Genomic DNA, 26,152 nt, shown 5'->3' on the forward strand with positions numbered 1-26,152 from the left:
GGGTGGACCGCCGGATCTTCGGGCTGGAGACCGAGTACGGCGTCACCTGTGCCGTACCGACCGGTCGGGGGCTCTCCGCCGACGAGGTCGCCCGGTACCTGTTCCGCAAGGTCGTCGCATGGGGACGGTCGTCCAACGTGTTCCTGCGCAACGGCTCCCGGCTGTACCTGGACGTCGGTTCGCACCCGGAGTACGCCACCGCGGAGTGCGACTCGATCCGGCAGCTGATAGCGCACGACCGGGGCGGCGAGCTGGTCCTGGAAGGTCTGGTCGCGGATGCGCAGCAGCGTCTGGCCAACGAGGGCGTCCCCGGCACGATCCACCTGTTCAAGAACAACACCGACTCGGCGGGCAACTCCTACGGCTGCCACGAGAACTACCTGGTGCGACGCAAGGGCGACTTCAGCCGGATCGCAGACGTGCTCGTGCCGTTCCTCATCACCCGGCAGGTGCTGACCGGCGCGGGCAAGGTGCTGCCGACCCCGCGGGGCGCGGTCTACACGTTGTCCCAACGGGCCGACCACATCTGGGAGTCGGTCTCCAGCGCGACCACCCGCTCCCGGCCGATCATCAACACGCGCGACGAGCCGCACGCCGACGCGGAGCAGTACCGCCGCCTGCACGTCATCGTCGGCGACTCCTCGATGGCGGAGCCCACCACGATGCTCAAGGTCGGCGCGACCGACCTCATGCTCCGGATGGTCGAGGCGGGCCTGCCCATGCGGGACCTCGCGCTGGAGAACCCGATGCGGGCGATCCGCGAGATCAGCCACGACCTGACCGGGACGGTCCCGGTGGGGCTCGCGACCGGGAGGACGGCCTCGGCCCTGGACATCCAGGACGAGCTGTACCGGCGTGCGAAGGACTTCGCGGACGCCGAGCTGGACACCACCGGGGAGGTCGGGCGCGTGCTGGAGCTGTGGGAGCGAGGCCTCGCGGCGGTGCGCTCGGGCGACCTGACCGCCGTGGAGCGCGAGCTCGACTGGGTGATCAAGCTGCGGCTCGTGCAGCGGTACCAGGCCAAGCACCAGATCTCCCTGGACGACCCGCGGATCGCCCGGCTCGACCTCGCCTACCACGACATCTCGCGCACCGAGGGCCTGTACCACCTGCTCGCCCAGCGCGGCCTGGTGGACCGCGTGATCAGCGATGTGGAGGCCTTCGAGGCGACCGCCACCCCTCCGCAGACCACGCGGGCGAAGCTGCGCGGGGACTTCGTGCGCCGTGCGCAGGAGGCGCGACGGGACTACACGGTCGACTGGGTGCACCTCAAGCTCAACGACCAGGCCCAGCGCACCGTGCTGTGCAAGGACCCGTTCGCGAACGTCGACGAGCGGGTGGACCGCCTGCTCGAGTCGATGTGAGGACTCCGTGAGGACCCCGTGCGCCGTCCCTGCCCGGTGGCCGGGGGTCGGCGATCACGCACTACAGTGACTCGGCCGGCCCCGTACGCGGGCACGGCCGGAGGGACCACCCGGGGAGGCGACAGGTGCGGCGACGGCTGACGGCCGCGCTGGCCGCCGTGGTGATCGTCGGCGGCCTGGCGAGCGGATGCAGCGCGCCTGGCAACCCGACCCCCAGCGTGGAGGTGGCGGGCGAGCCGGGGAAGGCGCCGGAGCTGCACTTCACGACGCCGCTCGACGTGCCCCGTCAGCGGGTCCGGGTGCTGGCGCCCGGGGACGGGCCGGAGCTCGCCGACGGCCACCCCGTGCTGCTGGACTTCTACGCGGAGTCCGCACAGGACGGCTCCGTGATCGCTGAGACGTACTCCGGCGAGCCCCGTGCCTACACCATGTCGCCGGACTCCCTGGGTCCCGACCTGTACAACGCCCTGCACGGTCGGCACGTGGGTGCGCGGATCCTCCAGGAGGCCCCGGGCCGCGAGGGGTATCCCGCGACCGTGGCGGTCTACGACATCCTGCCGACCCGGGCCAGCGGCGAGACGGTGTCGCCTCGGCGGGGCCTGCCCACGGTGACGCGTGGCCCGAACGGCAAGCCCACCGTGTCGGTACCTGACGCCGACCCACCGACCGACGTGGTCGCCCAGCCCCTGATCAGGGGTGACGGCCCGCAGGTCGAACCGGGTCAGGTCATCACCGTGCAGTACGTCGGGGTGACCTGGTCGGACGGCAAGGTGTTCGACTCGACGTGGGCCGACGGGAAGCTGCCGGCCGACTTCCCGATCGGGGTTGGCTCGCTGCCCAAGGGCTGGGACGAGGGTCTCCTCGAGCAGACCGTGGGCTCCCAGGTCCTCCTCGTCCTGCCGCCCGGTGCCGGTTTCGCCGGGACCGAGAAGGACCTGTCCGACCAGACCGTCGTCTTCGTGGTCGACATCCTCGCCGCGCGCGGCGGGATCGAGGGAGGTACGTCGTGACCGTGGCCGTACGCGTCATCCCGTGCCTGGACGTGGACGCCGGCAGGGTCGTCAAGGGCGTGAAGTTCGCCGACCTGCGCGATGCCGGCGACCCCGTCGAGCTCGCACGGCGCTACGACGCCGAGGGCGCGGACGAGGTGACCTTCCTGGACGTGTCGGCCTCGTCGGGCAACCGTGAGACCACGTACGACGTCGTGCGCCGCACCGCGGAGGAGGTCTTCGTCCCGCTGACGGTGGGCGGTGGCGTGCGTTCGGCCGAGGACGTCGACCGGCTGCTGCGGGCCGGCGCGGACAAGGTGGGCGTGAACACCGCCGCGATCGCCCGGCCCGAGCTGGTGGCCGAGATCGCCGAACGGTTCGGCAGCCAGGTGCTGGTCCTGTCGGTCGACGCCCGGCGGGTCGTGGACGGACCGCCCACCCCGTCGGGCTACGAGGTGACCACGCACGGAGGTCGGCAGGGGACCGGCATCGACGCCGTGGCGTGGGCGAAGCGGGCCGTCGAGCTGGGCGCGGGCGAGGTGCTGCTGAACTCGATGGACGCCGACGGCACGACCGCCGGGTTCGACCTCGAGATGCTCGCCGACGTGCGGCGCGAGATCGCGGTCCCGCTCATCGCGAGCGGTGGTGCCGGGACGCCGGAGCACTTCGTGGCAGCGGCTCAGGCCGGTGCGGACGCGCTGCTCGCGGCGAGCGTGTTCCATTTCGGGGTGCTGACCGTGGGCCAGGTCAAGGCCGCGCTGCGGGCTGCGGGCGTCGTGGTGCGCTGAGGCCGGCGACCCTCACACGCGGCGCACGTCAGCCTGCATCTGCGCCACGGCCGGCGGGGCGCCCTCGAGCGTGACGTCCGCCGCCGACGTTCGCCCGTAGGCGTGCAGCACGAGCTCGCCGACGGAGCCGCGCAGGACCAGGTCGGCGTCCGGGTCGACGGGCCGACGGCCGACCCGGGCGGTGCGCCCCGGCGCAGCCAGCACGAGGCCGTGCGTGCGCAGCCAGTCGCGGTACAGCAGCCGTGCCGACCGCGTCAGGGCGCGCCACAGCGCGTCCTCCTGCGCCGCCGGGAGCGTCCTGGCCGGGACCGGGCCGGCCCCGCGCCGGACGTCTTCGGCATGTACGAAGAGCTCGACGTGCTGGACCAGGTCCCCGGCCCAGCGCAGCGGTGACCACGCGGGCGGACCCTGGCGCACCTGGGTCACGAGCGCTGCGAAGCCGGCGGGGTCGGTGGCTGCGTCCCCGGTCTTGAGGGTGAGTCGTGACGTGCGAGCCGTGAGTGGGGGTAGGGCGATCCCCGCGGCTGCCAGCGGCGAACGCTCGCGCAGCACGACGTGCGCGGCCAGGTGCTCGGCTCGCCAGCCCTCGCACAGGGTGGGCGTCCCGGGACCGGCAGCGGCCAAGGCGTCGGCGAGGACGGCTCGCTCGGAGCGGTGCCAGCTCATGGGCCCATGCTGGCACGCCCGTGGCGCCGCGGCCCGTGCAGGCCCGTCCTGTCGAATCGATCCATCCCGGCTCTGCCCTGGCGCCTACGATGTCCGGGCGACGTGCGGCCCGGCCCGGGGATGCGTCGCCCCAACGACCGCGACGGGAGAGCCCGTGACCCAGGAACGCACCCACACCCTGCCGGGTGGGCGGATGCGGCGCGGCGCCCTGCTGCTGTGGCGCGGGGCCGCCGCGCACCCCCGCACGTACGTGCTGGCCGTGCTGACCTCGGCGCTGTTCGGTGGCATGACCGTGGCGGTCAGCCAGGTGCTCGGAGCGGTGACCGACCGCGTGGTCGTACCGGCGATCTCGGGCGACATCGAGGCGGGGGCCTCGCTGTGGCTCGCCGGGCTGGTCGTGCTCGCCGTCGCCGTCGCCCTGGCCCTCGGGGTCGCGGGACGGCGGATCTTCGCCGGGATCGGCTACGCGGACATCGGTGCGGACCACCGGCACGGGGTCACCCGGCAGTACCTCAGACTGCCGATGTCCTGGCACCGCCGGCACCCGACAGGGCAGCTCCTCGCGAACGCGAGCAGCGACGTCGAGGCCGCCACGGGTGTGTTCAACCCCCTCCCGTTCGCGCTCGGCGTCGTCGTGATGATCCTCGTCGCGACGGTGGCGCTGCTGCGCACCGACGTCTGGCTCGCGCTGACTGCCCTGGCGGTGCTTCCGCTGGCCGTGCTGGCGAACCTCGTCTACCAGCGGCGCATGTCGCCTGTGGCGACCCGGGCCCAGCAGCTGCGCGCGGAGGTCGCCGACGTCGCGCACGAGAGCTTCGACGCGGCGCTCCTGGTGAAGTCCCTGGGCACCGCGGACGCCGAGGAGGCGCGGTTCGCCTCCGTCGCGACCGACCTGCGGGACGCCAACGTCCGGGTCGGCCAGGTGCGCGCGGTCTTCGACCCGGTGATCGAGCTGCTCCCCAGCGCGGGAACGCTGGCGGTGCTCCTGGTCGGGGCGGCGCGGCTGAGCACCGGTGCTGTGCAGACGGGTGACGTGGTCGCTGCCGCGTACCTGCTCACGTTGATGGCGGTCCCGGTGCGCGCCTTCGGGTGGGTCCTGGGGGAGCTGCCCCGCGCGCTCGTGGGGCATGACCGGATCGCCCGGGTCCTGGACGCCCGCGCCGAGCAGGTGCCCGGCACCGTGGAGCTGCCACGGCGGTCCCGAGGCCTGCGGGTGCAGGTGCGCGGCGTCGACGTGGTCGTGCACGACGCGTCCGGTCCGCACCGGCTGCTGCGCGGCGTCGACCTCGACCTCCCGGCCGGGCGCGTGGTCGCGCTGGTGGGGCCGACCGGCTCGGGCAAGACCACGCTGGCGGGCCTGCTGTGCCGGTTGCAGGACCCGAGTGCGGGTCGCGTGGAGCTGGACGGGACGGACCTCGTGCACGTCCGCCCCACGGACCTGACGGGCCAGGTCGCTCTCGTGTCGCAGTCCACGTTCGTGTTCGAGGACACCGTGCGCGCCAACGTCACGCTCGCGGACGACGGCGAGCCCGGAGCCCCGGATGACGAGGCCGTGTGGGAGGCGCTCAGGCTCGCGCAGGTCGACGAGGTGGTCCGCGCCCTGCCGGGCGGCCTGGAGGCCATGCTCGGTGAGCGCGGCGCCAACCTGTCCGGTGGTCAGCGGCAGCGGCTGGCCATCGCCCGGGCCGTGGTGCGACGACCCCGGCTCCTGATCCTGGACGACGCCACGTCCGCCGTCGACCCGCAGGTCGAGCGCCGCATCCTCGCCGGGTTGCGGCAACGCGACCAGGACGGGCCCACGGTGCTCATGGTCGCCTACCGGATGTCCTCGGTGGTGCTCGCGGACCAGGTGGTGCACCTGGACGGCGGCCGGGTGGTGGACCGCGGGACGCACGCCGAGCTGCTGGCCCGCGATCCCGGGTACCGCGAGCTGGCCACCGCCTACGAGGCCGACAGCGCCAGGAGGGCCGGCCGATGAGCGTGCGGCTGGACGCGCAGGACAGGCGCGGCGCGCTGCTCGTCCTGCGGCGCGGTCTCCAGGTCTCGCCGGAGCTCGTGCAGGGCGGAGTGGTCACGCTGCTGCTGGCCGTGGCGGCCGCGGCCGGGCGGGTCGTGGTGCCGCTCGCGGTCCAGCAGACGGTGGACACCGTGATCCTGGCCACGGGGGCGGTCCCGGGGGACCGGCTGGGCCTGCTGGTAGGTGCAGCAGCGGTCGGCCTGGTCGTCACCGGGGTCTGCACGGCCCTGGTCAACGTGCGGCTGTTCCGGTCCAGCGAGGCGGGCCTGGCACGGCTCCGGGTGACCGCCTTCCGGCGCGTGCACGACCTGTCCGCGCTCACCCAGGGCACCGAACGGCGAGGCAGCCTCGTGTCCCGGGTGACCACGGACGTCGACACCATCTCCCAGTTCGTGCAGTGGGGTGGGATCCAGCTGCTCGTGTCGGTGCTCCAGCTGCTCGCTGCGACCGTGCTGATGGCCGTCTGGTCGTGGCAGCTGACGGTGCTGGTCTGGGTGGCGTTCCTGCCGCTCCTGCTCGTGGTGCGTCCCGCGCAGCGGCGGGTCTCGGCCGCCTACGCCCGGGTGCGGCTGGCGATGGGTGCGATGCTCGGGGCGATCTCCGAGGCCGTCGTCGGGGCGGAGACGGTGCGGGCCTACGGCGTGGCGGGACGTACGCAGCGGCGCATCGACGCCTCGATCCGGCACACACGCGACGCGCAGGTCGGCGCGCAGACGCGGGTGGCCACGGTGTTCTCGGCCGGGGTCCTGGTGGCCAACGCGGTGCTGGCAGTGGTCGTGGTGGCGGGGACGCTGCTGGGCGTGGCCGGCTCGCTCACGGCGGGCCGGCTGCTGGGCTTCCTGTTCCTGGTCCAGCTGTTCACCGGACCCGTGCAGATGGCGACCGAGATCCTCAACGAGCTGCAGAACGCCCTCGCGGGTTGGCGCCGCGTGCTCGGGGTCATCGACACCGAGGTGGACGTGGCCGACCCGGAGCACGGCGGGCGCGCCAGCGTGCGGGGCGCGGCCCGAGTCGACCTCGAGGGTGTGGAGTTCGCGTACCCGGACGGGCCGACCGTGCTGCACGACGTGTCGCTGCACGTGCCCGCGACGTCGCGGGTCGCCGTGGTGGGGGCCACCGGCTCGGGCAAGACCACGATGGCCAAGCTCGTCGCTCGCCTGGTGGATCCCGCGCGCGGCCGGGTGCTGCTGGACGGCGTGGATCTGCGTGACCTCAGCCTTGCCACGCTCCGCGAGCGCGTGGTCCTCGTGCCGCAGGAGGGGTTCCTGTTCGACGGGACGGTGGCAGAGAACGTGCTCTACGGCGCGCGGGGCGGTGCGGTGGCCGACGTCGCCGCGGTCTTCGCCGAGCTCGGCCTGGCCGACTGGCTCGCATCGATGCCTGACGGGCTTCAGACCCAGGTCGGTCAGCGAGGAGAGCGGCTCTCGGCGGGGGAGCGCCAGCTCGTCTCGCTCGCGCGCGCCCACCTGGCCGGCGCGGACCTGCTCGTCCTCGACGAGGCGACCAGCGCCGTGGACCCGGCCACCGAGGTCCGGATCGCCGTCGCCCTCGAGGAGCTCACCGCCGGACGGACCACCCTGACCATCGCCCACCGCCTCTCCACCGCTGAGGCCGCCGACCTCGTCGTCGTGGTCGCCGACGGCCGCGTCGTGCAGGTGGGTCCGCACCACGAGCTGCTCGCCCAGGACGGCCCCTACGCCGCGATGCACGACGCCTGGCTCGCCCAGACCCGCTGAGCCGGTGCCCCCCGCGACCCGAACACGACCTGAGCCTCGTCCGGCGTCGTAGCCGCGTCAGGCGGCCAGGGCGGCGCCGAGCGTCCCGAGCAGCTGCTCGGTTCCCTCGCGGCGCAGGCCCGGTTCCTCGTGGCCGTCGTAGAAGGCGCCGTGCTCGGTGAAGACCAGGCGGGTGCCGGAGCCCTCGTCGTGCAGCTCGATCGTGGTCAGCGACGTGGAGAGCTTCACGCCGGCCACGTACAGGTCGTACGCGTAGACGATCCGCGAGCGCTCGACGATCTCGAAGTAGCGGGACTCGAAGCGGTGGCTCGTCCCGTCGAGCACGGCCTCGCTCACTTCGCGCCCGCCGACCCGGAAGTCCACGGTGCGCTCGGTGGTCGCCGCGTCGGGTGCACCGAACCAGGCGGCCTTGGCCTCGGGGTCCGCGAACGCTGCCCAGACCCGGGCGACGGCTGCCGGGTAGCTCCGCTCGAGGACGAAGGTGTCGTGACGGACGGAGTGGGTGGGTGCGGTCATGGCTGGGTCCTCTCGTCGGTCCGGCGCGGAGGCGCGGCGGGTTCGGGTGGGGTGGGTTCGGGTCGGGCGGGTTCAGGTGCGGTGGGTCCGGGATCGGTGGCGGCGAGCCAGTCGCCCAGGCGGTCGAGGCGGCGTTCGGCTTCCAGTCGTCGGTCCGTGATCCAGCGCTCGGCCAGGTCCATGCCGCCACCGCCGAGTCGGCACACCCGGGTACGCCCGCGCTTGCGGGAGCGGACCATCCCACTGCGCTCCAGGACGGCAAGGTGCTGGGTCACGGTAGGAAGCGCCATGCCCAGCGGTGCCGCGAGCTCGCTGACCGAGGCGGGCCCACGGGTCAACTGGTCGACTATCGCGCGGCGCGACGGGTCGGCCAGCGCGTGGAAGGCCAGGTCCAGGGGGCTCGAATGCTTAGGCACATGCCTAAATATTGACTCGTTCCGTCCCGTGTCAACCCCAGCGACCTCGTGGCGGCGCCCTGCGTGGCAGGATCGTCCGGTGACTCTCGACCCCTCCGTGGCCACCCGCCTCAAGCGCGACGACGCCGGCTTGGTCTGCGCCGTGGTGCAGCAGCACGACTCCGGCGAGGTCCTCATGGTCGGCTGGATGGACGACGAGGCGCTGCACCGCACCCTGACGACCGGCCGCGTGACCTTCTGGAGCCGGTCGCGGCAGGAGTACTGGCGCAAGGGCGACACCTCTGGGCACGTCCAGCACGTGAAGTCGGTCCAGCTGGACTGCGACGGCGACGCCGTGCTCGTCGAGGTGGACCAGGTGGGCGCCGCGTGCCACACGGGCGCCCGGACCTGCTTCGACGCCGGTGGTGACCTCGGCGCGGTGGTCGGACCATGACGCCCGCGGTCCCGCGGCCCCTTCCCTGGGGCGCGACCTGGCCGTCGCTGCCCGAGTTCCGCGAGCTGGCCACCGACCGCCGCGTCGTCCCGGTGGTCCGTCGGCTGCTGGCCGACGAGGTCACGCCCGTCGGGCTGTACCGCACGCTCGCACAGGGCCGGCCCGGCACGTTCATCCTCGAGTCCGCCGAGGTCGACGGCACGTGGGCACGGTGGTCGTTCGTCGGCGTCGCCTCGCGCGCCACGCTCTCGGTCGCCGACGGGCGCCCGCACTGGTCAGGCGACGTCCCGGTGGGAGTGCCACGCGACGGGGACGTGCTCGACGTCCTGGCCGGCACGCTCGAGGCGCTGCGCACGCCCGCCCTGGCCGGCCTGCCCCCGCTGACCGGCGGCCTGGTGGGCACGCTCGGCTGGGACATCGTGCGGCACTGGGAGCCCACCCTGCCCGCCACGGCACCGGACGAGCTCGGCGTGCCCGAGCTGGTGCTGTGCCTGGCCGGCGACCTCGCGGCCGTGGACCATGTGGACGGATCCGTGTGGCTGATCGCCAACGCGATCAACGCGGACGCCACCGACGAGCGTGTCGACCAGGCATGGGCCGACGCCGTCCGCCGGCTGGACGCCATGCAGGACGGCCTGTCCCGGCACGAGGCCGCCGTCCCGGGCGTGGTCGTCGACGTCCCCGAGCCCGAGCTGGAGTTCCGGTCGACCCGCGAGGAGTACGAGGCGTCGGTCCGCGCGGGCAAGGTGGCGATCCGCGACGGCGAGGTGTTCCAGGTCGTGCTGTCCCAGCGTGTGGACCTGGACTGCCCGGCCGACCCCCTGGACGTCTACCGCGTGCTGCGCACCCTCAACCCCAGCCCCTACATGTACTACCTGCACCTGTCCGACCCCGACGGCCGGGACCTCGCCGTCGTGGGCTCGAGCCCCGAGACGCTGGTCCGTGTCGAGGACGGCCGGGTGCTGACCTACCCGATTGCCGGGTCGCGGCCCCGGGGCGCGGGACCGGAGCAGGACGCGGAGCTCGCGGAGGAGCTGCTCGCGGACCCCAAGGAGCGCGCCGAGCACGTGATGCTCGTCGACCTGTCGCGCAACGACCTGGTCAAGGTGTGCGAGCCGACGTCCGTGGAGGTGGTCGAGTTCATGGCGGTGCGGCGGTTCAGCCACATCATGCACCTGTGCTCGACCGTGGTCGGCCGGCTACGGCCAGACGCGACAGCGCTCGACGCGCTCGAGGCGACCTTCCCGGCCGGCACGCTCTCCGGCGCGCCCAAACCGCGCGCGATCGCGCTGATCGACGAGCTCGAACCTGCGCGCCGCGGGATCTACGGTGGGACGGTCGGGTACTTCGACTTCGCCGGGGACATGGACATGGCCATCGCGATCCGCACCGCGATGATCCGCGACGGGCGAGCGAGCGTGCAGGCCGGAGCGGGCATCGTCGCGGACTCCGTGCCCGCCGCCGAGTGGGCCGAGGCCCGCAACAAGGCGGCGGCCGCGGTCCGCGCCGTGCAGCTCGCCGCGCGGTTGAGCCCGTGAGCCGCCGCACCAGCGTCCTGGCGCTGCTCGCAGTCGCCGTGGCGATCCTGGCCACGACGGCCCCGGCGTGGATGCGAGGCCGGACCTCCAGCGCCGTCGAAGCCGTGGTCCCCGTCGTGGCGGCCGGTGGGGAGGCGGCGCCCGGGGTCGCGGCCGGGGGCCTCGTGGTGGTGGCGGCCGCCCTCGCCCTGGCGCTCGCGCGACGCGCCGGTGTCGTGGTCGCGGCGGTGGTCGCCGGGCTCGCATCGGTGCTCGTGGTGGTCTCGGCCGTGTCCGCTCCGGCTCGCGCGCACACCGTGCTGTCCTCCGCGGCACGCGCCCAGGTGGGGGTCGGTCGGGTGGACGGGGTTGTGGTCACCGCCTGGCCGTGGGTCGCCGCCGCGCTGGGCGCGCTCGGTGTCGCACTCGCGGTCGTGGTCGTGGTGGTGTCCCGACGGTGGCGCGGCCCTTCGGCGCGGCACGACTCCGGTGCGGTGGCGGGCAGCGCGGTCGCCGCACCCCCAGAGCCGGGCGGGACCGTCGACCCGGGCTCGGCCTGGGACGCCCTCAGCCGCGGAGAAGACCCGACCTGAACCGGCTATCCTCGCCACACCCGAGGCAACGGAGGAACGATGACCGAGACCAGCGGCGAACGCGCACACCTGCCGCCCAAGCCGCCGCACGCGAACCACGGCAGCACGCCGGCCGCCTGGGTGACCGTGACCGTGGTGATGCTGGGCGGGCTGGTCGCGGCGCTCGCGGTCGCGTTCTCCCTCGTGTGGCTGTTCTGGGTCGGGCTGGGCGTGATCGTGCTCGGCGTCGTGGTCGGCAGGATTCTGCGGATGCTCGGTCTGGGGCAGCCTGCGAACCCGGTCGACGGCGCCGGCCCGGGGGCCTGAGTCTCGCCGATCGGGCACGTCCGGGGTCCTACGCCGGGCCGCCTACGATGTCCACAGGTCGGCTGGAGCAGGGAGGTGAGCCGGATGACGGTGCTCGACGAGATCGTGGCCGGGGTCCGCGCGGACCTGGCCCGGCGCGAGGAGGCGACGCCGCTGCCTGAGCTGAAGGTGCGCGCGGCTCGCGTACCGGAGGCGAAGGATGCGCTGTCCTGGCTGCACGACGACGCTGCCGTGGGGGTGATCGCCGAGGTCAAGCGCTCCAGCCCCAGCAAGGGGGCCCTCGCGCCCATCCTGGACCCGGCGGCGCTCGCGGCGCAGTACGCCGCGGGCGGCGCCTCGGCCATCTCCGTGCTGACCGAGGGGCGTCGGTTCGGCGGCTCCCTGGACGACCTGGACGCGGTACGCGCCGCGGTGGACGTCCCCGTGCTGCGCAAGGACTTCGTCGTCACGCCGTACCAGGTCTGGGAGTCCCGGGCCCACGGCGCGGACATCGTCCTGCTGATCGTGGCGGCGCTCGAGCAGACCGTGCTCACGTCGCTGGTGGAGCGGGTGCACTCGCTCGGCATGACGGCGCTGGTCGAGGTCCACGACGCCGAGGAGCTGTCCCGCGCCGTGGACGCCGGTGCTCGTTGCCTCGGGGTGAACGCCCGCAACCTCAAGACGCTCGAGGTGGACCGGACCACGTTCGCGCGGCTCGCCCCGCTCGTCCCGCCCGGCATCGTGCGCGTGGCGGAGTCCGGCGTGCGGGGTCCGCACGACGTGATGGACCACGCGCGGTCGGGTGCCGATGCCGTGCTGGTCGGCGAGTCGTTGGTGACGGGCAAGGACCCCCGCATCGCCGTGGCGGACCTGGTGGCCGCCGGGGCGCACCCTTCGCTCCGTGCGGTGCGCCAGTGACGGGGCACGTGCCGCCGCGCGGGGGTTCCGCCGCCTCCCAGGGACTGCACCGGGCGGTCGCCGCCCTGGGCGAGCGCGGCCCGCTCGCGGAGCAGATGGGGCCCTACTTCGGCGAGTTCGGCGGGCGGTTCGTGCCGGAGGCGCTCGTCGCCGCGCTGGACGAGCTGGACACGGCGTACCACAAGGCGTTGGCCGATCCGGCCTTCGGTGCGGAGCTCGAGCGCTTGCACCGCACCTACACCGGGCGCCCGAGCCCGCTGACGGAGGTGCCGCGCTTCGCCGAGCACGTGGGCGGGCGGGCCCGTGTGTTCCTCAAGCGTGAGGACCTCAACCACACCGGGTCCCACAAGATCAACAACGTGCTGGGTCAGGCGCTGCTCGTCAAGCGGATGGGCAAGAAGCGCGTCATCGCGGAGACCGGTGCCGGACAGCACGGCGTCGCCACGGCGACGGCCGCGGCCCTGCTCGACCTGGACTGCACGGTGTACATGGGCGAGGAGGACACCCGGCGTCAGGCCCTCAACGTCGCGCGCATGCGGCTGCTCGGGGCCGAGGTCGTGCCGGTGCGGATCGGTTCGCGCACTCTCAAGGACGCCATCAACGAGGCGCTGCGGGACTGGGTGGCCAACGTCGAGACGACGCACTACCTGCTCGGAACCGTCACCGGCCCGCACCCGTTCCCGGAGATGGTGCGCGACTTCCACCGAGTGATCGGCGAGGAGGCGCGGGCCCAGCTCGCCGAGGAGACCGGGAGGCTCCCGGACGCCGTGGCGGCGTGTGTCGGTGGCGGGTCGAACGCGATGGGCATCTTCAACGCGTTCGTCGACGAGCCGGACGTGCGGCTGTTCGGGTTCGAAGCAGGCGGGGAGGGCATCGACAGCGGCCGGCACGCGTCCCGGTTCTCCGGCGGAGCGCCCGGTGTGCTGCACGGCGCACGGTCCTATCTGCTGCAGGACTCCGACGGCCAGACGCTGCCGACGCACTCGGTCTCCGCGGGCCTGGACTACCCGAGCGTCGGCCCGGCGCACGCCTGGCTGCACTCGCTGGGTCGGGCGACCTACCGCCCGGTGACGGACACCGAGGCGATGGACGCCTTCGCCCTGCTGTGCCGGACCGAAGGCATCATCCCGGCCATCGAGTCGGCGCACGCGCTGGCCGGCGTCCTGGCACTGGGTCCTGAGCTGGACTCGTGGGCCCTGGACCACGACCCCCTCATCCTGGTGAACCTGTCCGGCCGCGGCGACAAGGACGTGTCCACGGCGGCGCAGTGGTTCGGGCTGCTCGAGGAGGACGTGTGACGGACATCGGCCGCGGCTCGGCCGCGCGGCTGCACGCGTTGCGCGACCAGGGTCGCGCGGCCCTGATCGGCTACCTCCCGCTGGGCTACCCGGACGTGGACGGCTCCGTCGACGCGGCGCTGGCGATGGTCGACGCAGGCGTGGACGTGGTCGAGCTGGGCGTGCCGTACACCGACCCCGTGATGGACGGACCCACGATCCAGCACGCGGTCGAGCACGCCCTGGCGGCCGGCACGCGGGTCAGGGACGTGTTCGGGGCCGTCGAGCGGATCGCGGCGTCCGGGGCCCCGGTGCTCGTGATGACCTACTGGAACCCGGTGCTGCGGTACGGCGTGGGCCCGTTCGCCCGCGACCTCGCCGCTGCGGGCGGCGCCGGCCTGATCACCCCGGACCTCATCCCCGACGAGGCCACCGAGTGGGTCGCCGCCTCGGACGAGCACCATCTGGACCGCGTGTTCCTGGTCGCGCCCAGCTCGACACCGGAACGGCTGGCCATGACGGCGGCGGCGGCCCGTGGCTTCGTCTACGCGGCCTCCACGATGGGCGTCACGGGAACTCGCGCCCAGGTGGGCGACCAGGCCGAACGACTCGTGCGCGACACCCGGGCCGCCGGGGCGGACCTCGTGTGCGTGGGGCTCGGCGTCTCGACCGCGGCCCAGGCCACCCAGGTCGCCGGCTTCGCCGACGGGGTGATCGTCGGCAGCGCGCTGGTGCGTGCCCTGCTGGACGCCACGGATGCCGCGGCGGGCCGCCGCGAGCTGGCCCGGGTGGCGGCCGAGCTGGCCGCCGGTGTGGGGTCGGCGCGCGGATAGCGGCACGCATGCAACGATGACCCCGACATGAGCATCTCAGCCGCGGCGTCCACGCTGCTTCCCCTCGCCATCCCGAGCCCGTCGCAGAACGTCTGGCACTGGGGCCCGGTCCCGATCCGTGCCTATGCGCTGGCGATCATGACGGGCATCGTGATCGCGATCATCATCGCCCGCCGTCGGTGGGCCCAGCGGGGCGGGGATCCGGACACGGTGCTGGAGATCGCGTTCTGGGCCGTGCCCTTCGGCATCCTCGGGGGCCGCCTCTACCACGTGATCAGCTCGCCGGACGCCTACTTCGGGGTGCACGGCGACCCGGTACGCGCGCTGTACATCTGGGAGGGCGGCCTGGGGATCTGGGGCGCGATCGCGCTCGGCGGCGTCGGCGCGTGGATCGGCGCGCGCAAGCAGGGCGTCCGCTTCGCGGTGTTCGCCGACGTCGTGGCGCCCGCGCTGCTGGTCGCCCAGGCGATCGGCCGGATCGGCAACTACTTCAACCAGGAGCTGTTCGGTGGCCCGACGACGCTGCCGTGGGGCCTGGAGATCAGCCCGACCGCTCCGGAGTTCCCCCCCGGCTACCCGCCCGGCACGCTGTTCCACCCCACGTTCCTGTACGAGCTGCTGTGGGACCTGGCCGCGGCGGCCTTCATCATCTGGCTCGAGCGCCGGCTCCGCCTGGGCCACGGCCGGGTGTTCTGGAGCTACGTGATGGCCTACACGGCCGGCCGGGTGTGGATCGAGATGCTCCGGATCGACCCGGCGCACCACTTCTTCGGGTTGCGCCTCAACGTCTGGACCTCGATCGTGGCGTTCCTGGGCGCGCTGGTAGCCTTCCTGGTGGTCGGGCGTCGCCACCCAGGGCGTGAGACCACGGTGCTGGTCGAAGCACCAGGGGACACGGCACACGAGGCCTCGGACCCGGAAGCCTGAGGCGTTGCTCGCGCCGTGGTGGGCGCGTGCCGACTACGGCTGTGCGGCGTGAGCGGGTATCGTCGCCGCGATCCGGGCGACGACGCCCTCAGGACAGTTTGCTGACCACGTCCCCGGGTGCGCCCGGGCCGTATCGAGGACGGTGCAGATGAGCCGGCCGCTCCATGAGGTGCCCACGGGTCTGTACGACCCGACGGCCGAGCATGACAACTGCGGTGTCGCCTTCGTGGCGACCCTGCGCGGCACCCCTGGGCGCGACATCGTCGACGCCGGCCTGACGGCGCTGCTGAACCTGGACCACCGCGGCGCGGTGGGCGCGGAGACCGACACGGGTGACGGTGCCGGCATCCTCACCCAGATCCCGGACGCCTTCCTGCGCGACGTCGTGCACGTGGAGCTGCCGCCGGCCGGTGAGTACGCCGTCGGCACGGCCTTCCTGCCCACCGATCCCGCCGAGCGCGCCCGCACCGAGAAGGGCCTCGAGGCGATCGTCGTCGCGGAGGGCCTGGAGGTCCTGACGTGGCGGGACGTCCCGGTGACGCCAGACCTGGTCGGGTCCATCGCGCGCTCGACCATGCCGGTCTTCCGGCAGATCTTCCTCGGCGACCCGAGTCGACGGCTCGCGGGCATCGACCTCGACCGCCGCACGTTCCGGGTGCGCAAGCGCGCCGAGCACGAGCTCGGCCTGTACTTCGCGTCGCTGTCCGCGCGGACCATCACCTACAAGGGCATGTTGACCACGGGGCAGCTGGAGCCCTTCTTCGCGGACCTGTCCGACCCGCGGTACGCGTCGGAGATCGCGCTGGTGCACTCACGGTTCTCCACGAACACGTTCCCGTCGTGGCCGCTGGCCCAGCCGTTCCGCAACCTGGCGCACAACGGGGAGATCAACACCCTGCGCGGGAACCGGAACTGGATGGCCGCGCGCCAGTCCACCCTGCGCAGCGACGTGCTCGGGGACCTGGGTCCGCTGATGCCGGTGTGCACGCCGGACGCCTCGGACTCGGCGACGTTCGACGAGGTGCTCGAGCTGCTCCACCTGGCCGGGCGCTCGTTGCCGCACGCGATGCTCATGATGATCCCGGAGGCGTGGGAGAACCACGCCGAGATGGACCCGGACCGTCGCGCCTTCTACCAGTACCACTCGACCCTGATGGAGCCCTGGGACGGTCCGGCGGCGATGGCCTTCACCGACGGCACCGTGATCGGTGCGGTGCTGGACCGCAACGGCCTGCGACCCGGTCGCTACTGGATCACCGACGACGGTCTGGTCGTGCTCGCCAGCGAGAGCGGCGTGCTCGACCTGGACCCGGCCAGCGTGGTCCGCAAGGGCCGGCTCGAGCCCGGGCGGATGTTCCTGGTGGACACCGGGCAGGGGCGGGTCGTCTCCGACGACGAGGTCAAGGCGCAGCTCGCCGCCCAGCGGCCCTACGCCGAGTGGATCACGAAGCACTCGGTCTTCCTGCCCGAGCTGCCCGAGCGTGAGCACGTCGACCACAGCTTCGCATCCGTGCGCCGGCGCCAGCGCGCGTTCGGCTACACCGAGGAGGAGCTGAAGATCCTGCTCGGTCCCATGGCCTCCAAGGCCGCAGAGCCGATCGGCGCCATGGGCACGGACACGCCGGTCGCGGTGCTGTCCGACCGGCCGCGGCTGCTGTTCGACTACTTCACCCAGATGTTCGCGCAGGTGACCAACCCACCGTTGGACGCGATCCGCGAGGAGCTGGTCACCTCGATCGGTGGCGCGCTGGGCCCGGAGCCGAACCTGCTCGAGGACCTGCCCGAGCACGCCCGCAAGCTTGTGCTGCCGTTCCCGGTGCTGACGAACGACGAGCTGGCCAAGATCGTCCGGATCGACCGTGCCCCGGAGCTGAACGGTGTGTTCCGGGCGCACACCGTGCGGGGTCTGTACAAGGTGGACGGCGGCGCGCAGGCGCTCGAGGCCCGCCTCGAGGAGATCTTCGCCGAGGTCGACCGGGCGATCGCGGACGGCAAGAACTTCATCGTGCTCTCCGACCGCGACTCCGACGCCGACCACGCCCCGATCCCGTCGCTGCTGCTGTCCAGCGGGGTGCACCACCACCTGCTGCGCAACCACACGCGCACGCGGGTGAGCCTCGTGGTCGAGGCCGGTGACGTGCGCGAGGTGCACCACGTGGCGCTGCTGATCGGCTACGGAGCGGCTGCGGTCAACCCGTACCTCGCGATGGAGACCGTCGAGGGGATGGCCAAGGACGGCACGCTGGACCTGTCGCCCCAGGACGCGGTCGCCAACCTCATCAAGGCGCTCGGCAAGGGCGTGCTCAAGGTGATGAGCAAGATGGGGATCTCGACCATCGCGTCCTACCGCGGCGCGCAGGTGTTCGAGGCGGTCGGCCTGTCCCACGAGGTCATCGACCGGTACTTCAACGGGACCACGAGCCGGCTCGGTGGCGTGGGCCTGGACGTGATCGCGGCCGAGGTCGCCGCCCGGCACGCCGACGCCTACCCGGCGTCCGGCAACCCCCAGGCGCACCGGCGGCTGAACGTCGGCGGGGAGTACCAGTGGCGGCGGGACGGTGCCGAGCACCTGTTCGACCCCGAGACGGTGTTCCGGCTCCAGCACTCGACACGCACGCGTCAGCTCGACGTGTTCCGGCAGTACACGCGCCGGGTGGACGAGCAGTCCGAGCGGCTCATGACGCTGCGTGGCCTCCTGCGGTTCGCCGAGGGGGCGCGGCCGCCGGTACCCCTGGAGGAGGTCGAGCCGGTCAGCGAGATCGTCACACGGTTCTCGACCGGGGCGATGTCGTACGGCTCCATCTCGATGGAGGCGCACCAGACGCTCGCCATCGCGATGAACCACCTGAAGGCGCGGTCCAACACGGGCGAGGGCGGAGAGGACCCCGAGCGCCTGTACGACCCGGAGCGCAGGAGCGCGATCAAGCAGGTGGCCTCCGGGCGCTTCGGGGTGACCTCGGAGTACCTCACCAACGCCACCGACCTGCAGATCAAGATGGCACAGGGCGCCAAGCCCGGTGAGGGCGGACAGCTGCCGGGCGAGAAGGTGTACCCGTGGATCGCCCAGACCCGGCACTCCACGCCCGGTGTGGGCCTGATCAGCCCGCCGCCGCACCACGACATCTACTCGATCGAGGACATCGCCCAGCTCATCCACGACCTGAAGAACGCGAACCCGCAGGCACGCGTCCACGTGAAGCTGGTCAGCGAGTTCGGGGTCGGCACGGTCGCCGCCGGCGTATCGAAGGCGCACGCGGACGTCGTGCTGATCTCCGGGCACGACGGTGGCACCGGCGCGAGCCCGCTGACCTCGCTCAAGCATGCGGGCACCCCCTGGGAGATCGGCCTGGCCGAGACCCAGCAGACCCTGGTGCTCAACGACCTGCGCGACCGCATCTCCGTCCAGGTCGACGGCCAGCTCAAGACCGGCCGGGACGTCGTGATCGCCGCGCTGCTCGGGGCCGAGGAGTTCGGGTTCGCGACCGCACCGCTGGTGGTCAGCGGCTGCATCATGATGCGGGTCTGTCACCTGGACACCTGTCCCGTCGGCGTGGCCACCCAGAACCCCGAGCTGCGCGAACGGTTCACCGGCAAGCCCGAGTTCGTCGAGACCTTCTTCGAGTTCCTGGCCACCGAGGTGCGCGAGTACCTCGCAGCGCTCGGCTTCCGGTCGATCGAGGAGGCCGTCGGGCACGTGGAGGCTTTGGACACGCGGGCCGCGATCGACCACTGGAAGGCCGCGGGCCTCGACCTCGGACCGGTCCTCCAGGCCGTCGCGCCCCGACCCGGGTCGGACGTGCACTGCACCAAGGCGCAGGAGCACGGCCTGGAGCGGGCGCTGGACAACCAGCTCATCGAGCTGGCCGCAGACGCGCTGGAGAACGGCAACCCGGTGAAGATCGACCTGCCGGTCCGCAACGTGAACCGGACCGTCGGCACCATGCTCGGGCACGAGGTCACCAAGCGGTACCGCGGCGCGGGCCTGCCCGACGGGACGATCGACGTGACGCTCACCGGGTCGGCGGGCCAGTCGTTCGGGGCGTTCCTGCCGCGCGGGATCACGCTGCGGTTGTACGGCGACGCGAACGACTACGTCGGCAAGGGGTTGTCCGGCGGCCGGATCGTGGTCCGCCCCGACGTTGCCGCCGTACTGGGAGAGACGGACATCATCGCCGGCAACGTGATCGGTTACGGCGCGACCGCGGGCCAGGTGCTGCTGCGTGGTGTCGTGGGGGAGCGCTTCGGTGTGCGCAACTCCGGCGCGACCCTCGTGGTCGAGGGCGTCGGGGACCACGGCTGCGAGTACATGACGGGGGGCACCGTGCTGGTCCTCGGGCCGACCGGCCGGAACTTCGGCGCCGGGATGTCCGGCGGCGTGGCCTACGTCCTGGACCTGCGCGAGGGGGCCGTGAACGGCACGGCCCTGAGCACCGGTGCGCTGCGGCTCACGCCGCTCACGCCGGCGGACGAGGAGGTCGTGGAGACGCTCCTGCGCCAGCATGCCGAGGAGACCGGCTCGCCGCGCGCGGCCGCCCTGCTGGCGGACCTGCCCGCCTCGTTCGCCCGGTTCACCCGGGTGCTGCCGACCGAGTACGACCGGATGCGCACCGCACTGGCCCAGGCGGAGGCGGACGGCCTGGACGTCCACGCGCCAGGGGTGTGGGACAAGATCCTGGAGGTGTCCCGTGGCTGACCCGAGAGGTTTCCTCAAGGTACGGCAGCGCGAGCTCCCGCCGCACCGCCCCGTTCCCGTCCGCCTGAAGGACTACCGGGACGTCGTCGCCGAGCGGACCCGGTCCGCGGACGAGATCGCCATGGTCCAGCGCCAGGCCGGCCGGTGCATGGACTGCGGCATCCCGTTCTGCCACCAGGGCTGTCCGCTCGGCAACCTGATCCCAGAGTGGAACCACCTCGTGTGGTCCGGGCAGTGGGCGGAGGCGAGCGACCGCCTGCACGCCACGAACAACTTCCCGGAGTTCACCGGGAAGATCTGCCCGGCTCCGTGCGAGACGGCCTGCGTGCTCGGCATCAACGAGCCGCCGGTGACGATCAAGAACATGGAGATCACGATCGTCGAGGAGGCGTTCGCCCGCGGGCTGATCACGCCCCAGGTGCCGTACTTCCTCACCGGGCAGACGGTGGCGGTCGTGGGGTCGGGCCCGTCCGGCCTGGCGGCTGCACAGCAGCTCACGCGGGCGGGGCACACCGTGGCCGTGTTCGAGCGCGCCGACCGCATCGGCGGCCTGCTGCGCTACGGGGTGCCGGACTTCAAGCTCGAGAAGCGGCTGATCGACCGACGCATCGCGCAGATGGAGGCCGAGGGCACCCGGTTCCGTACGGGGGTCGAGGTCGGCACGGACATCACGTGGACCGAGCTGCTGGCGCGGTACGACGCCGTGCTCGTCACGGTCGGTTCCACGACGCCTCGGCTCCTCACCGTTCCGGGGTCCGACCTGGAGGGTGTGGTGCCGGCGGTCCGGTTCCTCACCCAGAACAACAAGGTGCGAGCCGGCGACGACGTGCCCGACCAGATCACCGCGACCGGCAAGCACGTCGTGGTGATCGGCGGTGGCGACACGGGTTCGGACTGCGTGGGCACCTCGCTGCGGCACGGGGCGGCCTCCGTGACCTCGCTGGAGATCGTCGACCAGCCGCCCGTCGACCGGCCCGAGAACCAGCCGTGGCCCACCTACCCGATGACGTTCAAGGTCTCGACCTCGCACGAGGAGGGGGGCACGCGGGAGTACCGCGCGTCGACCACCGAGCTCGTCGGCGAGGACGGCCACGTGCGCGCGCTGCGCCTCGCGAACGTGGAGCGCGACACGGACGGCCGGTTCGTGCCGGTCGAGGGCACCGAGCAGGAGATCCCCGCGGACCTCGTGCTGCTCGCGATGGGGTTCACGGGGCCCGAGACCGCCACGCTGGTCGAGCAGACCGGCGCGGACCTCACCGGCATGGGTACGGTGGCGCGTGGTGACGACTTCGCGACGTCGGTCCCCGGCATGTTCGTGGCCGGCGACGCGGGACGCGGGCAGTCGCTCATCGTGTGGGCGATAGCTGAGGGTCGTGCCGCGGCGGCCGGGGTGGACGCCTGGTTGCGGGGGTCCACCGAGCTGCACCGTCCGATCGACCCGACCGACCGGCCGTTGCGCGTCTGAGACGTCCTGACCTCGTGTGGTCGGGCGGGTGAACACTGCGTGCGCCGCGCGCAGCATGCAAAAGGTCCCATGATTGAGGGCATAGGCTGAAGACCATGCGTAGAGCAAAGATCGTGTGCACGTTGGGTCCCGCGACGGGAACCCCAGAGAAGATCCAGGCCCTGGTGGACGCGGGCATGGACGTGGCGCGGATCAACCGCAGCCACGGTGAGGCCGAGGAGCACGCAGAGCTCATCCGCGAGGTCCGGGCCGCCGCGAAGGCGGCCGGTCGCGCGGTGGCCGTGCTCGTCGACCTCCAGGGTCCGAAGATCCGGCTCGGCCGGTTCGTCGAGGGCAAGCACGAGCTCGCCGTGGACGACATCTTCACCATCACCACCGAGGACGTCCCCGGCACCAAGGAGCTCGTCTCCACGACCTACAAGGGTCTGCCCGGCGACGCCCGGGTGGGTGACCGGATCCTCATCGACGACGGCCGCGTCGCGGTCCGAATCATCGAGGTCGACGGTCCCCGCGTGGTGACCAAGGTCGAGGTCCCGGGGCCGGTGTCGAACAACAAGGGCCTGAACCTGCCCGGCGTCGCGGTGAGTGTCCCGGCGCTGTCGGAGAAGGACAAGGAGGACCTGCGCTGGGGTCTGGCGCAGGGCGCGGACTTCATCGCGCTGTCCTTCGTCCGGTCGGCCGCGGACTACGACGACGTCGCACTGATCATGGCCGAGGAGCACCGCAAGGTGCCGGTGCTCGCCAAGATCGAGAAGCCGCAGGCCGTCGACAACCTCGCCGAGATCGTCGACGCGTTCGACGGCATCATGGTCGCCCGGGGTGACCTGGGCGTCGAGCTCCCGCTCGAGCAGGTCCCGCTCGTCCAGAAGCGCGCGATCGAGCTCGCCCGCCGCTCGGCGAAGCCGGTCATCGTGGCGACCCAGGTGCTCGAGTCGATGATCTCAGCGCCGCGGCCGACCCGGGCCGAGGCCTCGGACTGCGCGAACGCGGTCCTGGACGGTGCGGACGCCGTGATGCTCTCGGGTGAGACGAGTGTGGGGGACTACCCCATCGAGGCCGTGCGGACCATGGCGCGGATCATCGACTCCACCGAGACGCACGGCGCTGACCGGATCGCGCCGCTGGGCTGGAGCCCCAAGACGCGGTCGGGGGCCATCACGCACGCCGCCGCCGACGTCGGTGAGACGCTCGGGGTGAAGTACCTGGTGACGTTCACGCAGTCGGGTGACACGGCCCGCCGGGTGTCGCGGCTCCGGTCCCAGATCCCGATGCTCGCGCTCACCCCGGACGAGGGTGTGCGCAACCAGCTCGCGCTGACGTGGGGCGTGCAGACCTACCAGGTCGAGACGGTCGCGCACACCGACGCCATGGTGGTCCAGGTCAACCAGACGCTGCGGCAGCACGGGCTCGCGCAGGCCGGTGACCTGGTGATCATCGTGTTCGGCGCCCCGGTGGGCATCCCCGGGACCACGAACTCCCTGCTGGTGCACCGCGTCGGCAGCTGATCCGGCTGGACGAGGGCCCCGGGCACGTGCCCGGGGCCCTCGTCGCAGGTCGGCTAGATGAAGAACCGACCGTTGGACTCGTTGGCCTCGCCGAGGAAGGTCGCGACGCCGCCGAGCTCGACGCCGTCGATGAGATCCTCCTCGCGGATCCCGAGCAGGTCCATGGTCATCGTGCACGCGACCATCCGGACGCCGGACGCCTTCGCGGCGCCGATCAGCTCGGTCAGGCTCGGCACGTTGTGGTCCCGCATGACCTTCTTGATCATCGCCGGGCCGCCACCGAGCATGTTCATGGTCGACAGCGGCATCGAGTCCGGGCCGGACGGCATCATCACGCCGAAGGCCCGTTCGAGCGTGGACTTCTCCGCCTTCGGGGCGTCCGGGCGCTTGAGTGCGTTCAGGCCCCAGAACGTGAAGAACATCGAGACCTCGTCGCCCATCGCCACCGCGCCGTTGGCGATGATGAACGCTGCGAGCAGCTTGTCGAGGTCCCCGGAGAAGACGACGAACGACTTCTTGTCCTTGATGCGTGCCGCGGCGCCGCCCAGGAGTGGGCCGCCCTTGCGGAACCGTGCGGCGAAGCCGGGACCCTCGGGCTTGATCTCGACCAGCTGGTGGCCGTTGCGCTGTGCCCACGCGGGTGCGTCGAGGGCGAAACCCGGGTCGGACACGTGCGCGAGCACCTCGTCGCCGGGAGCCATGGTCAGCATCGTCTTGGTCAGCCGCATGATCGGGCCAGGGCAGGCCAGGCCGGTGCAGTCCAGGTCGACGACGACGCCGGTGGGACCGGCGGTCGGGCCGCTGGCCTCCTCGGCGTAGGAGATCATCGGCGTGCTGGACTCCATCACCGTCGGGTCGACGTCGTGGAACGCGCGGAACGTGGTCGAGCCGCCGGACAGCGTCTTGACGTCGGTGAACCCCCGCTGGACCAGCGATCGGTAGGCGAGGTAGCTGCGGAACCCGACCGCGCAGTAGAGCCGGATCGGGGTGTCCTTGTCCCAGCCCTCCTGAGCGGTGCGCAGGGTCTTGAGCGGGACGTTCTCGGCACCGGGGATGTGCCAGATCGCGAACTCGTCGGGCCCCCGTACGTCGATGAGCCGGGAGCCGTCGGTGGCCTGCGGGTAGTCCTCGGCATACCAGAGCTGAAGGTCCCCGCGCAGCACGTTGGATGCGACGAAGCCGGCCATGTTCACGGGGTCCTTGGCCGAGCCGAACGGTGGTGCGTAGGCGAGCTCGAGGTGCTCGAGGTCGTGCACCGTCATGCCTGCCCGGATCGCGGTGGCGAACACGTCCAGGCGCTTGTCCACACCGTCGAACCCGGCCACCTGCGCGCCCAGGATCGCCCCGTCGTCGGGGGAGAACAGCACCTTGACGTGCATCATCGCCGTGCCGGGGTAGTACCCGGCGTGACCGTGCGGGTGGGTGCTGACGGTGCGGAACGGCACCCCGGCGGCCACCAGCTGCTTCTCGGAGGCGCCGGTACCGCCGGCGACCATGTCGAACACCTTGACGACGCTGGTGCCTTGCACGGAGTCGAAGGTCGTGTCGCGCCCGCAGATGTTCTCCGCCGCAACCCGGCCCTGGCGGTTGGCCGGACCGGCCAGGGGGACGAGCCAGCTGTCCGGCAGCACCGTGTGCCGCACCTCGACCACGTCGCCGGCCGCCCAGATGCTCGGGTCGGACGTGCGCATGTGGTCGTCGACGACGACGCCGCCGCGCGGCCCGATCTCGAGGCCCGCCGCAACGGCCAGCTCAGCGCTCGGGCGCACGCCGGCCGCCATGATCACCATGTCGGTCTCGATGAAGGTGTTGTTCTTCAGCTCGACCTGGGTGCGTCCGTTCGACTTGCGCGTGAAGGCCGCGGCCGCCGTGCTGAGGTGCAGCGTGATGCCGTGGCCTTGGAGGTACTTCTCCATCGCCCGGGTCATCTCGTGGTCGAGCGGTGGCACGATCTGGTCGGCCATCTCGACGACCTCGACCGTGACGCCGCGCTCGTGCAGGTTCTCGGCCATCTCCAGGCCGATGTACCCGGCGCCGATCACGACGGCGTGCCTGACCCCGCCGGTGCGCGCCTTGTCGCCCTCACCGTCGACGGCGGCCTTGATGGCGTCCATGTCGCCGATCCGGCGGAGCACGTGCACGGAGTCCAGCTCGATGCCCGGCAGCGGTGGCCGGACGGGGGCGGCCCCGGGCGCGAGGGCGAGGGCTTCGTACGGCTCGTCGTACTCCTCACCGGTGTCGACCACACGGGCCCGGACCGTCTTGGTCTTGCGGTCGATCGCGACGACCTCGACGCCGGTCCGGACGTCGATGTCGAGCGTCTCGTGCAGGGACTCGGGGGTCTGGAGGAGCAGGCGGGAGCGGTCCTTGATGGTCTGGCCGATGTGGTAGGGCAGGCCGCAGTTCGCGAACGAGACGTGACGACCGCGTTCGAACACGACGATGTCGGCGAACTCGTCCAGGCGCCGGGCGCGGGCCGCGATCGACATGCCGGCAGCGACACCACCGACGACAACGATCTTCATGGCAGGGGTCCTCTTTCCGTGGTCGGACGTGGCGCACGGAGACCCCCGGGGGGCTGTCGCGCACCCACGGTGGAGCGGAAGCCAGGGTGGTCGGCCACCCCGTTGCCATATACCGTAGGGGGTATGCAGATGCGCACGCTGGGCCCCCGGTCCCGGACTCTCGGCACCGTGATCGCGGCCCTCGCCGCCCTGCGGGGCTGGCCACTGCGCCGCTACCTCACCGCGGTGGTGACCGCACTGATCACGGTACTCGTGGTCGCGGTGCCGACCGCGATGATCCCGACCCCGATCTTCGGCCGGGAGATCGCAGTGACGCTGTGGGCGTGGCCGGCGCTCCTGCTCACGGCAGTGCTCTCCGGGTTGCTGTTCGCCACGTATGTACGGTCGGCCGACGAGCGGGCGGAGGCGACGAAGGAGGGCCGCGCCGGTGCGCTCGGCGGCTTCCTGACCTTCCTCGCGGTGGGCTGCCCGGTGTGCAACAAGCTGGCCCTCCTCGCGCTCGGCTACACCGGTGCGATCCAGTGGTTCGCCCCGGTCCAGCCATGGTTGGCCGTGCTCGCTGTCGGCCTGCTGTCGTGGGCCCTGGTGAAGCGGCTCGCGACGAGCGAGTCGTGCGCCCTGCCCGCATCGACACGCGGCTGACGCTCTCGCCGCACGCGCGTCGCGGACGTGCCGAGCGCGTGAACCCG

General features: G+C 72.4%; 21 protein-coding genes. 17 read left to right on the plus strand and 4 right to left on the minus strand.

From position 1 onward, the window contains the following. Window positions 1-2: 2 nt before the first annotated feature. The 3 genes from pafA to hisF all read left to right on the plus strand — a co-directional run bounded on the left by pafA (window position 3) and on the right by hisF (window position 3,141). Window positions 3-1,364: a Pup--protein ligase gene (pafA, locus tag Q6348_RS10190; RefSeq protein WP_304601183.1), complete on the plus strand. Its 1,362-nt coding sequence runs from the start codon at window positions 3-5 to the stop codon at window positions 1,362-1,364. Between the two features lie 125 nt (window positions 1,365-1,489). After that, window positions 1,490-2,374, plus strand: coding sequence for an FKBP-type peptidyl-prolyl cis-trans isomerase (locus Q6348_RS10195; protein WP_304601184.1), 885 nt, complete (start codon window positions 1,490-1,492; stop codon window positions 2,372-2,374). After that, window positions 2,371-3,141 carry an imidazole glycerol phosphate synthase subunit HisF gene (gene hisF, locus Q6348_RS10200; protein WP_304601185.1) on the plus strand — a complete coding sequence of 257 codons (771 nt, stop codon included), beginning with the start codon at window positions 2,371-2,373 and terminating at the stop codon, window positions 3,139-3,141. Before Q6348_RS10195 ends, hisF begins: the two co-directional genes overlap by 4 nt. A 12-nt stretch (window positions 3,142-3,153) precedes the next feature. Here hisF and Q6348_RS10205 read toward each other — a convergent pair whose 3' ends face one another. Continuing rightward, complete coding sequence (locus Q6348_RS10205) at window positions 3,154-3,807, minus strand: TIGR03085 family metal-binding protein (protein WP_304601186.1); 654 nt, start codon at window positions 3,805-3,807, stop codon at window positions 3,154-3,156. A 193-nt stretch (window positions 3,808-4,000) separates the two neighbouring features. Between Q6348_RS10205 and Q6348_RS10210 the strand changes: the two genes are divergently transcribed. Next, complete coding sequence (locus tag Q6348_RS10210; protein ID WP_304601956.1) at window positions 4,001-5,785, plus strand: ABC transporter ATP-binding protein; 1,785 nt, start codon at window positions 4,001-4,003, stop codon at window positions 5,783-5,785. Beyond that, a complete protein-coding gene (locus Q6348_RS10215) occupies window positions 5,782-7,560 on the plus strand; it encodes an ABC transporter ATP-binding protein (RefSeq protein ID WP_304601187.1) in 1,779 nt (592 codons plus the stop codon). The genes Q6348_RS10210 and Q6348_RS10215 overlap by 4 nt, the downstream gene beginning before the upstream one ends. A 57-nt stretch (window positions 7,561-7,617) precedes the next feature. Here Q6348_RS10215 and Q6348_RS10220 read toward each other — a convergent pair whose 3' ends face one another. Beyond that, window positions 7,618-8,076 (minus strand): SRPBCC family protein, encoded by a 459-nt coding sequence (locus Q6348_RS10220; protein WP_304601188.1) that lies wholly within the window; start codon window positions 8,074-8,076, stop codon window positions 7,618-7,620. Next, entirely contained in the window at window positions 8,073-8,492 is a 420-nt protein-coding gene (locus Q6348_RS10225) for an ArsR/SmtB family transcription factor (protein ID WP_304601189.1), read from the minus strand. Before Q6348_RS10225 ends, Q6348_RS10220 begins: the two co-directional genes overlap by 4 nt. A gap of 79 nt (window positions 8,493-8,571) precedes the next feature. Between Q6348_RS10225 and hisI the strand changes: the two genes are divergently transcribed. The 11 genes from hisI to pyk all read left to right on the plus strand — a co-directional run bounded on the left by hisI (window position 8,572) and on the right by pyk (window position 22,938). Then, the gene (gene hisI / locus Q6348_RS10230; RefSeq protein ID WP_304601190.1) at window positions 8,572-8,925 is read left to right on the plus strand and encodes a phosphoribosyl-AMP cyclohydrolase; all 354 of its coding nucleotides are present in this window, start codon (window positions 8,572-8,574) and stop codon (window positions 8,923-8,925) included. Next, complete coding sequence (locus Q6348_RS10235) at window positions 8,922-10,463, plus strand: anthranilate synthase component I (RefSeq protein WP_304601191.1); 1,542 nt, start codon at window positions 8,922-8,924, stop codon at window positions 10,461-10,463. The genes hisI and Q6348_RS10235 overlap by 4 nt, the downstream gene beginning before the upstream one ends. Then, window positions 10,460-11,035, plus strand: a complete 576-nt coding sequence (locus Q6348_RS10240; protein WP_304601192.1) for a Trp biosynthesis-associated membrane protein — start codon at window positions 10,460-10,462, stop codon at window positions 11,033-11,035. The genes Q6348_RS10235 and Q6348_RS10240 overlap by 4 nt, the downstream gene beginning before the upstream one ends. A gap of 39 nt (window positions 11,036-11,074) precedes the next feature. Further along, entirely contained in the window at window positions 11,075-11,341 is a 267-nt protein-coding gene (locus Q6348_RS10245; RefSeq protein WP_304601193.1) for an HGxxPAAW family protein, read from the plus strand. A gap of 84 nt (window positions 11,342-11,425) precedes the next feature. Continuing rightward, window positions 11,426-12,238 (plus strand): indole-3-glycerol phosphate synthase TrpC, encoded by an 813-nt coding sequence (gene trpC / locus Q6348_RS10250; RefSeq protein ID WP_304601194.1) that lies wholly within the window; start codon window positions 11,426-11,428, stop codon window positions 12,236-12,238. Between the two features lie 95 nt (window positions 12,239-12,333). Next, on the plus strand, window positions 12,334-13,536 hold the full coding sequence (gene trpB, locus Q6348_RS10255) for a tryptophan synthase subunit beta (RefSeq protein WP_304601957.1): 1,203 nt from the start codon (window positions 12,334-12,336) through the stop codon (window positions 13,534-13,536). After that, entirely contained in the window at window positions 13,533-14,348 is an 816-nt protein-coding gene (gene trpA, locus Q6348_RS10260) for a tryptophan synthase subunit alpha (RefSeq protein ID WP_304601195.1), read from the plus strand. The genes trpB and trpA overlap by 4 nt, the downstream gene beginning before the upstream one ends. Window positions 14,349-14,375: 27 nt before the next feature. Further along, the gene (lgt, locus tag Q6348_RS10265; RefSeq protein ID WP_304601196.1) at window positions 14,376-15,275 is read left to right on the plus strand and encodes a prolipoprotein diacylglyceryl transferase; all 900 of its coding nucleotides are present in this window, start codon (window positions 14,376-14,378) and stop codon (window positions 15,273-15,275) included. Window positions 15,276-15,423: 148 nt separating this feature from the next. After that, a complete protein-coding gene (gene gltB / locus Q6348_RS10270) occupies window positions 15,424-19,968 on the plus strand; it encodes a glutamate synthase large subunit (RefSeq protein WP_304601197.1) in 4,545 nt (1,514 codons plus the stop codon). Next, complete coding sequence (locus tag Q6348_RS10275; protein ID WP_304601198.1) at window positions 19,961-21,433, plus strand: glutamate synthase subunit beta; 1,473 nt, start codon at window positions 19,961-19,963, stop codon at window positions 21,431-21,433. Before gltB ends, Q6348_RS10275 begins: the two co-directional genes overlap by 8 nt. A 95-nt stretch (window positions 21,434-21,528) precedes the next feature. Continuing rightward, window positions 21,529-22,938: a pyruvate kinase gene (gene pyk, locus Q6348_RS10280; RefSeq protein WP_304601199.1), complete on the plus strand. Its 1,410-nt coding sequence runs from the start codon at window positions 21,529-21,531 to the stop codon at window positions 22,936-22,938. 53 nt (window positions 22,939-22,991) lie between these two features. Here the strand turns inward: pyk and Q6348_RS10285 are convergent, their stop codons facing one another. Further along, complete coding sequence (locus Q6348_RS10285; RefSeq protein ID WP_304601200.1) at window positions 22,992-25,463, minus strand: FAD-dependent oxidoreductase; 2,472 nt, start codon at window positions 25,461-25,463, stop codon at window positions 22,992-22,994. Window positions 25,464-25,586: 123 nt separating this feature from the next. Here Q6348_RS10285 and Q6348_RS10290 point away from each other — a divergent pair, with 123 nt between their 5' ends. Beyond that, entirely contained in the window at window positions 25,587-26,105 is a 519-nt protein-coding gene (locus Q6348_RS10290) for a hypothetical protein (RefSeq protein ID WP_304601201.1), read from the plus strand. Window positions 26,106-26,152: the final 47 nt, after the last annotated feature.

This window comes from Actinotalea lenta, from assembly GCF_030586465.1.
GTDB lineage: Bacteria > Actinomycetota > Actinomycetes > Actinomycetales > Cellulomonadaceae > Actinotalea > Actinotalea lenta.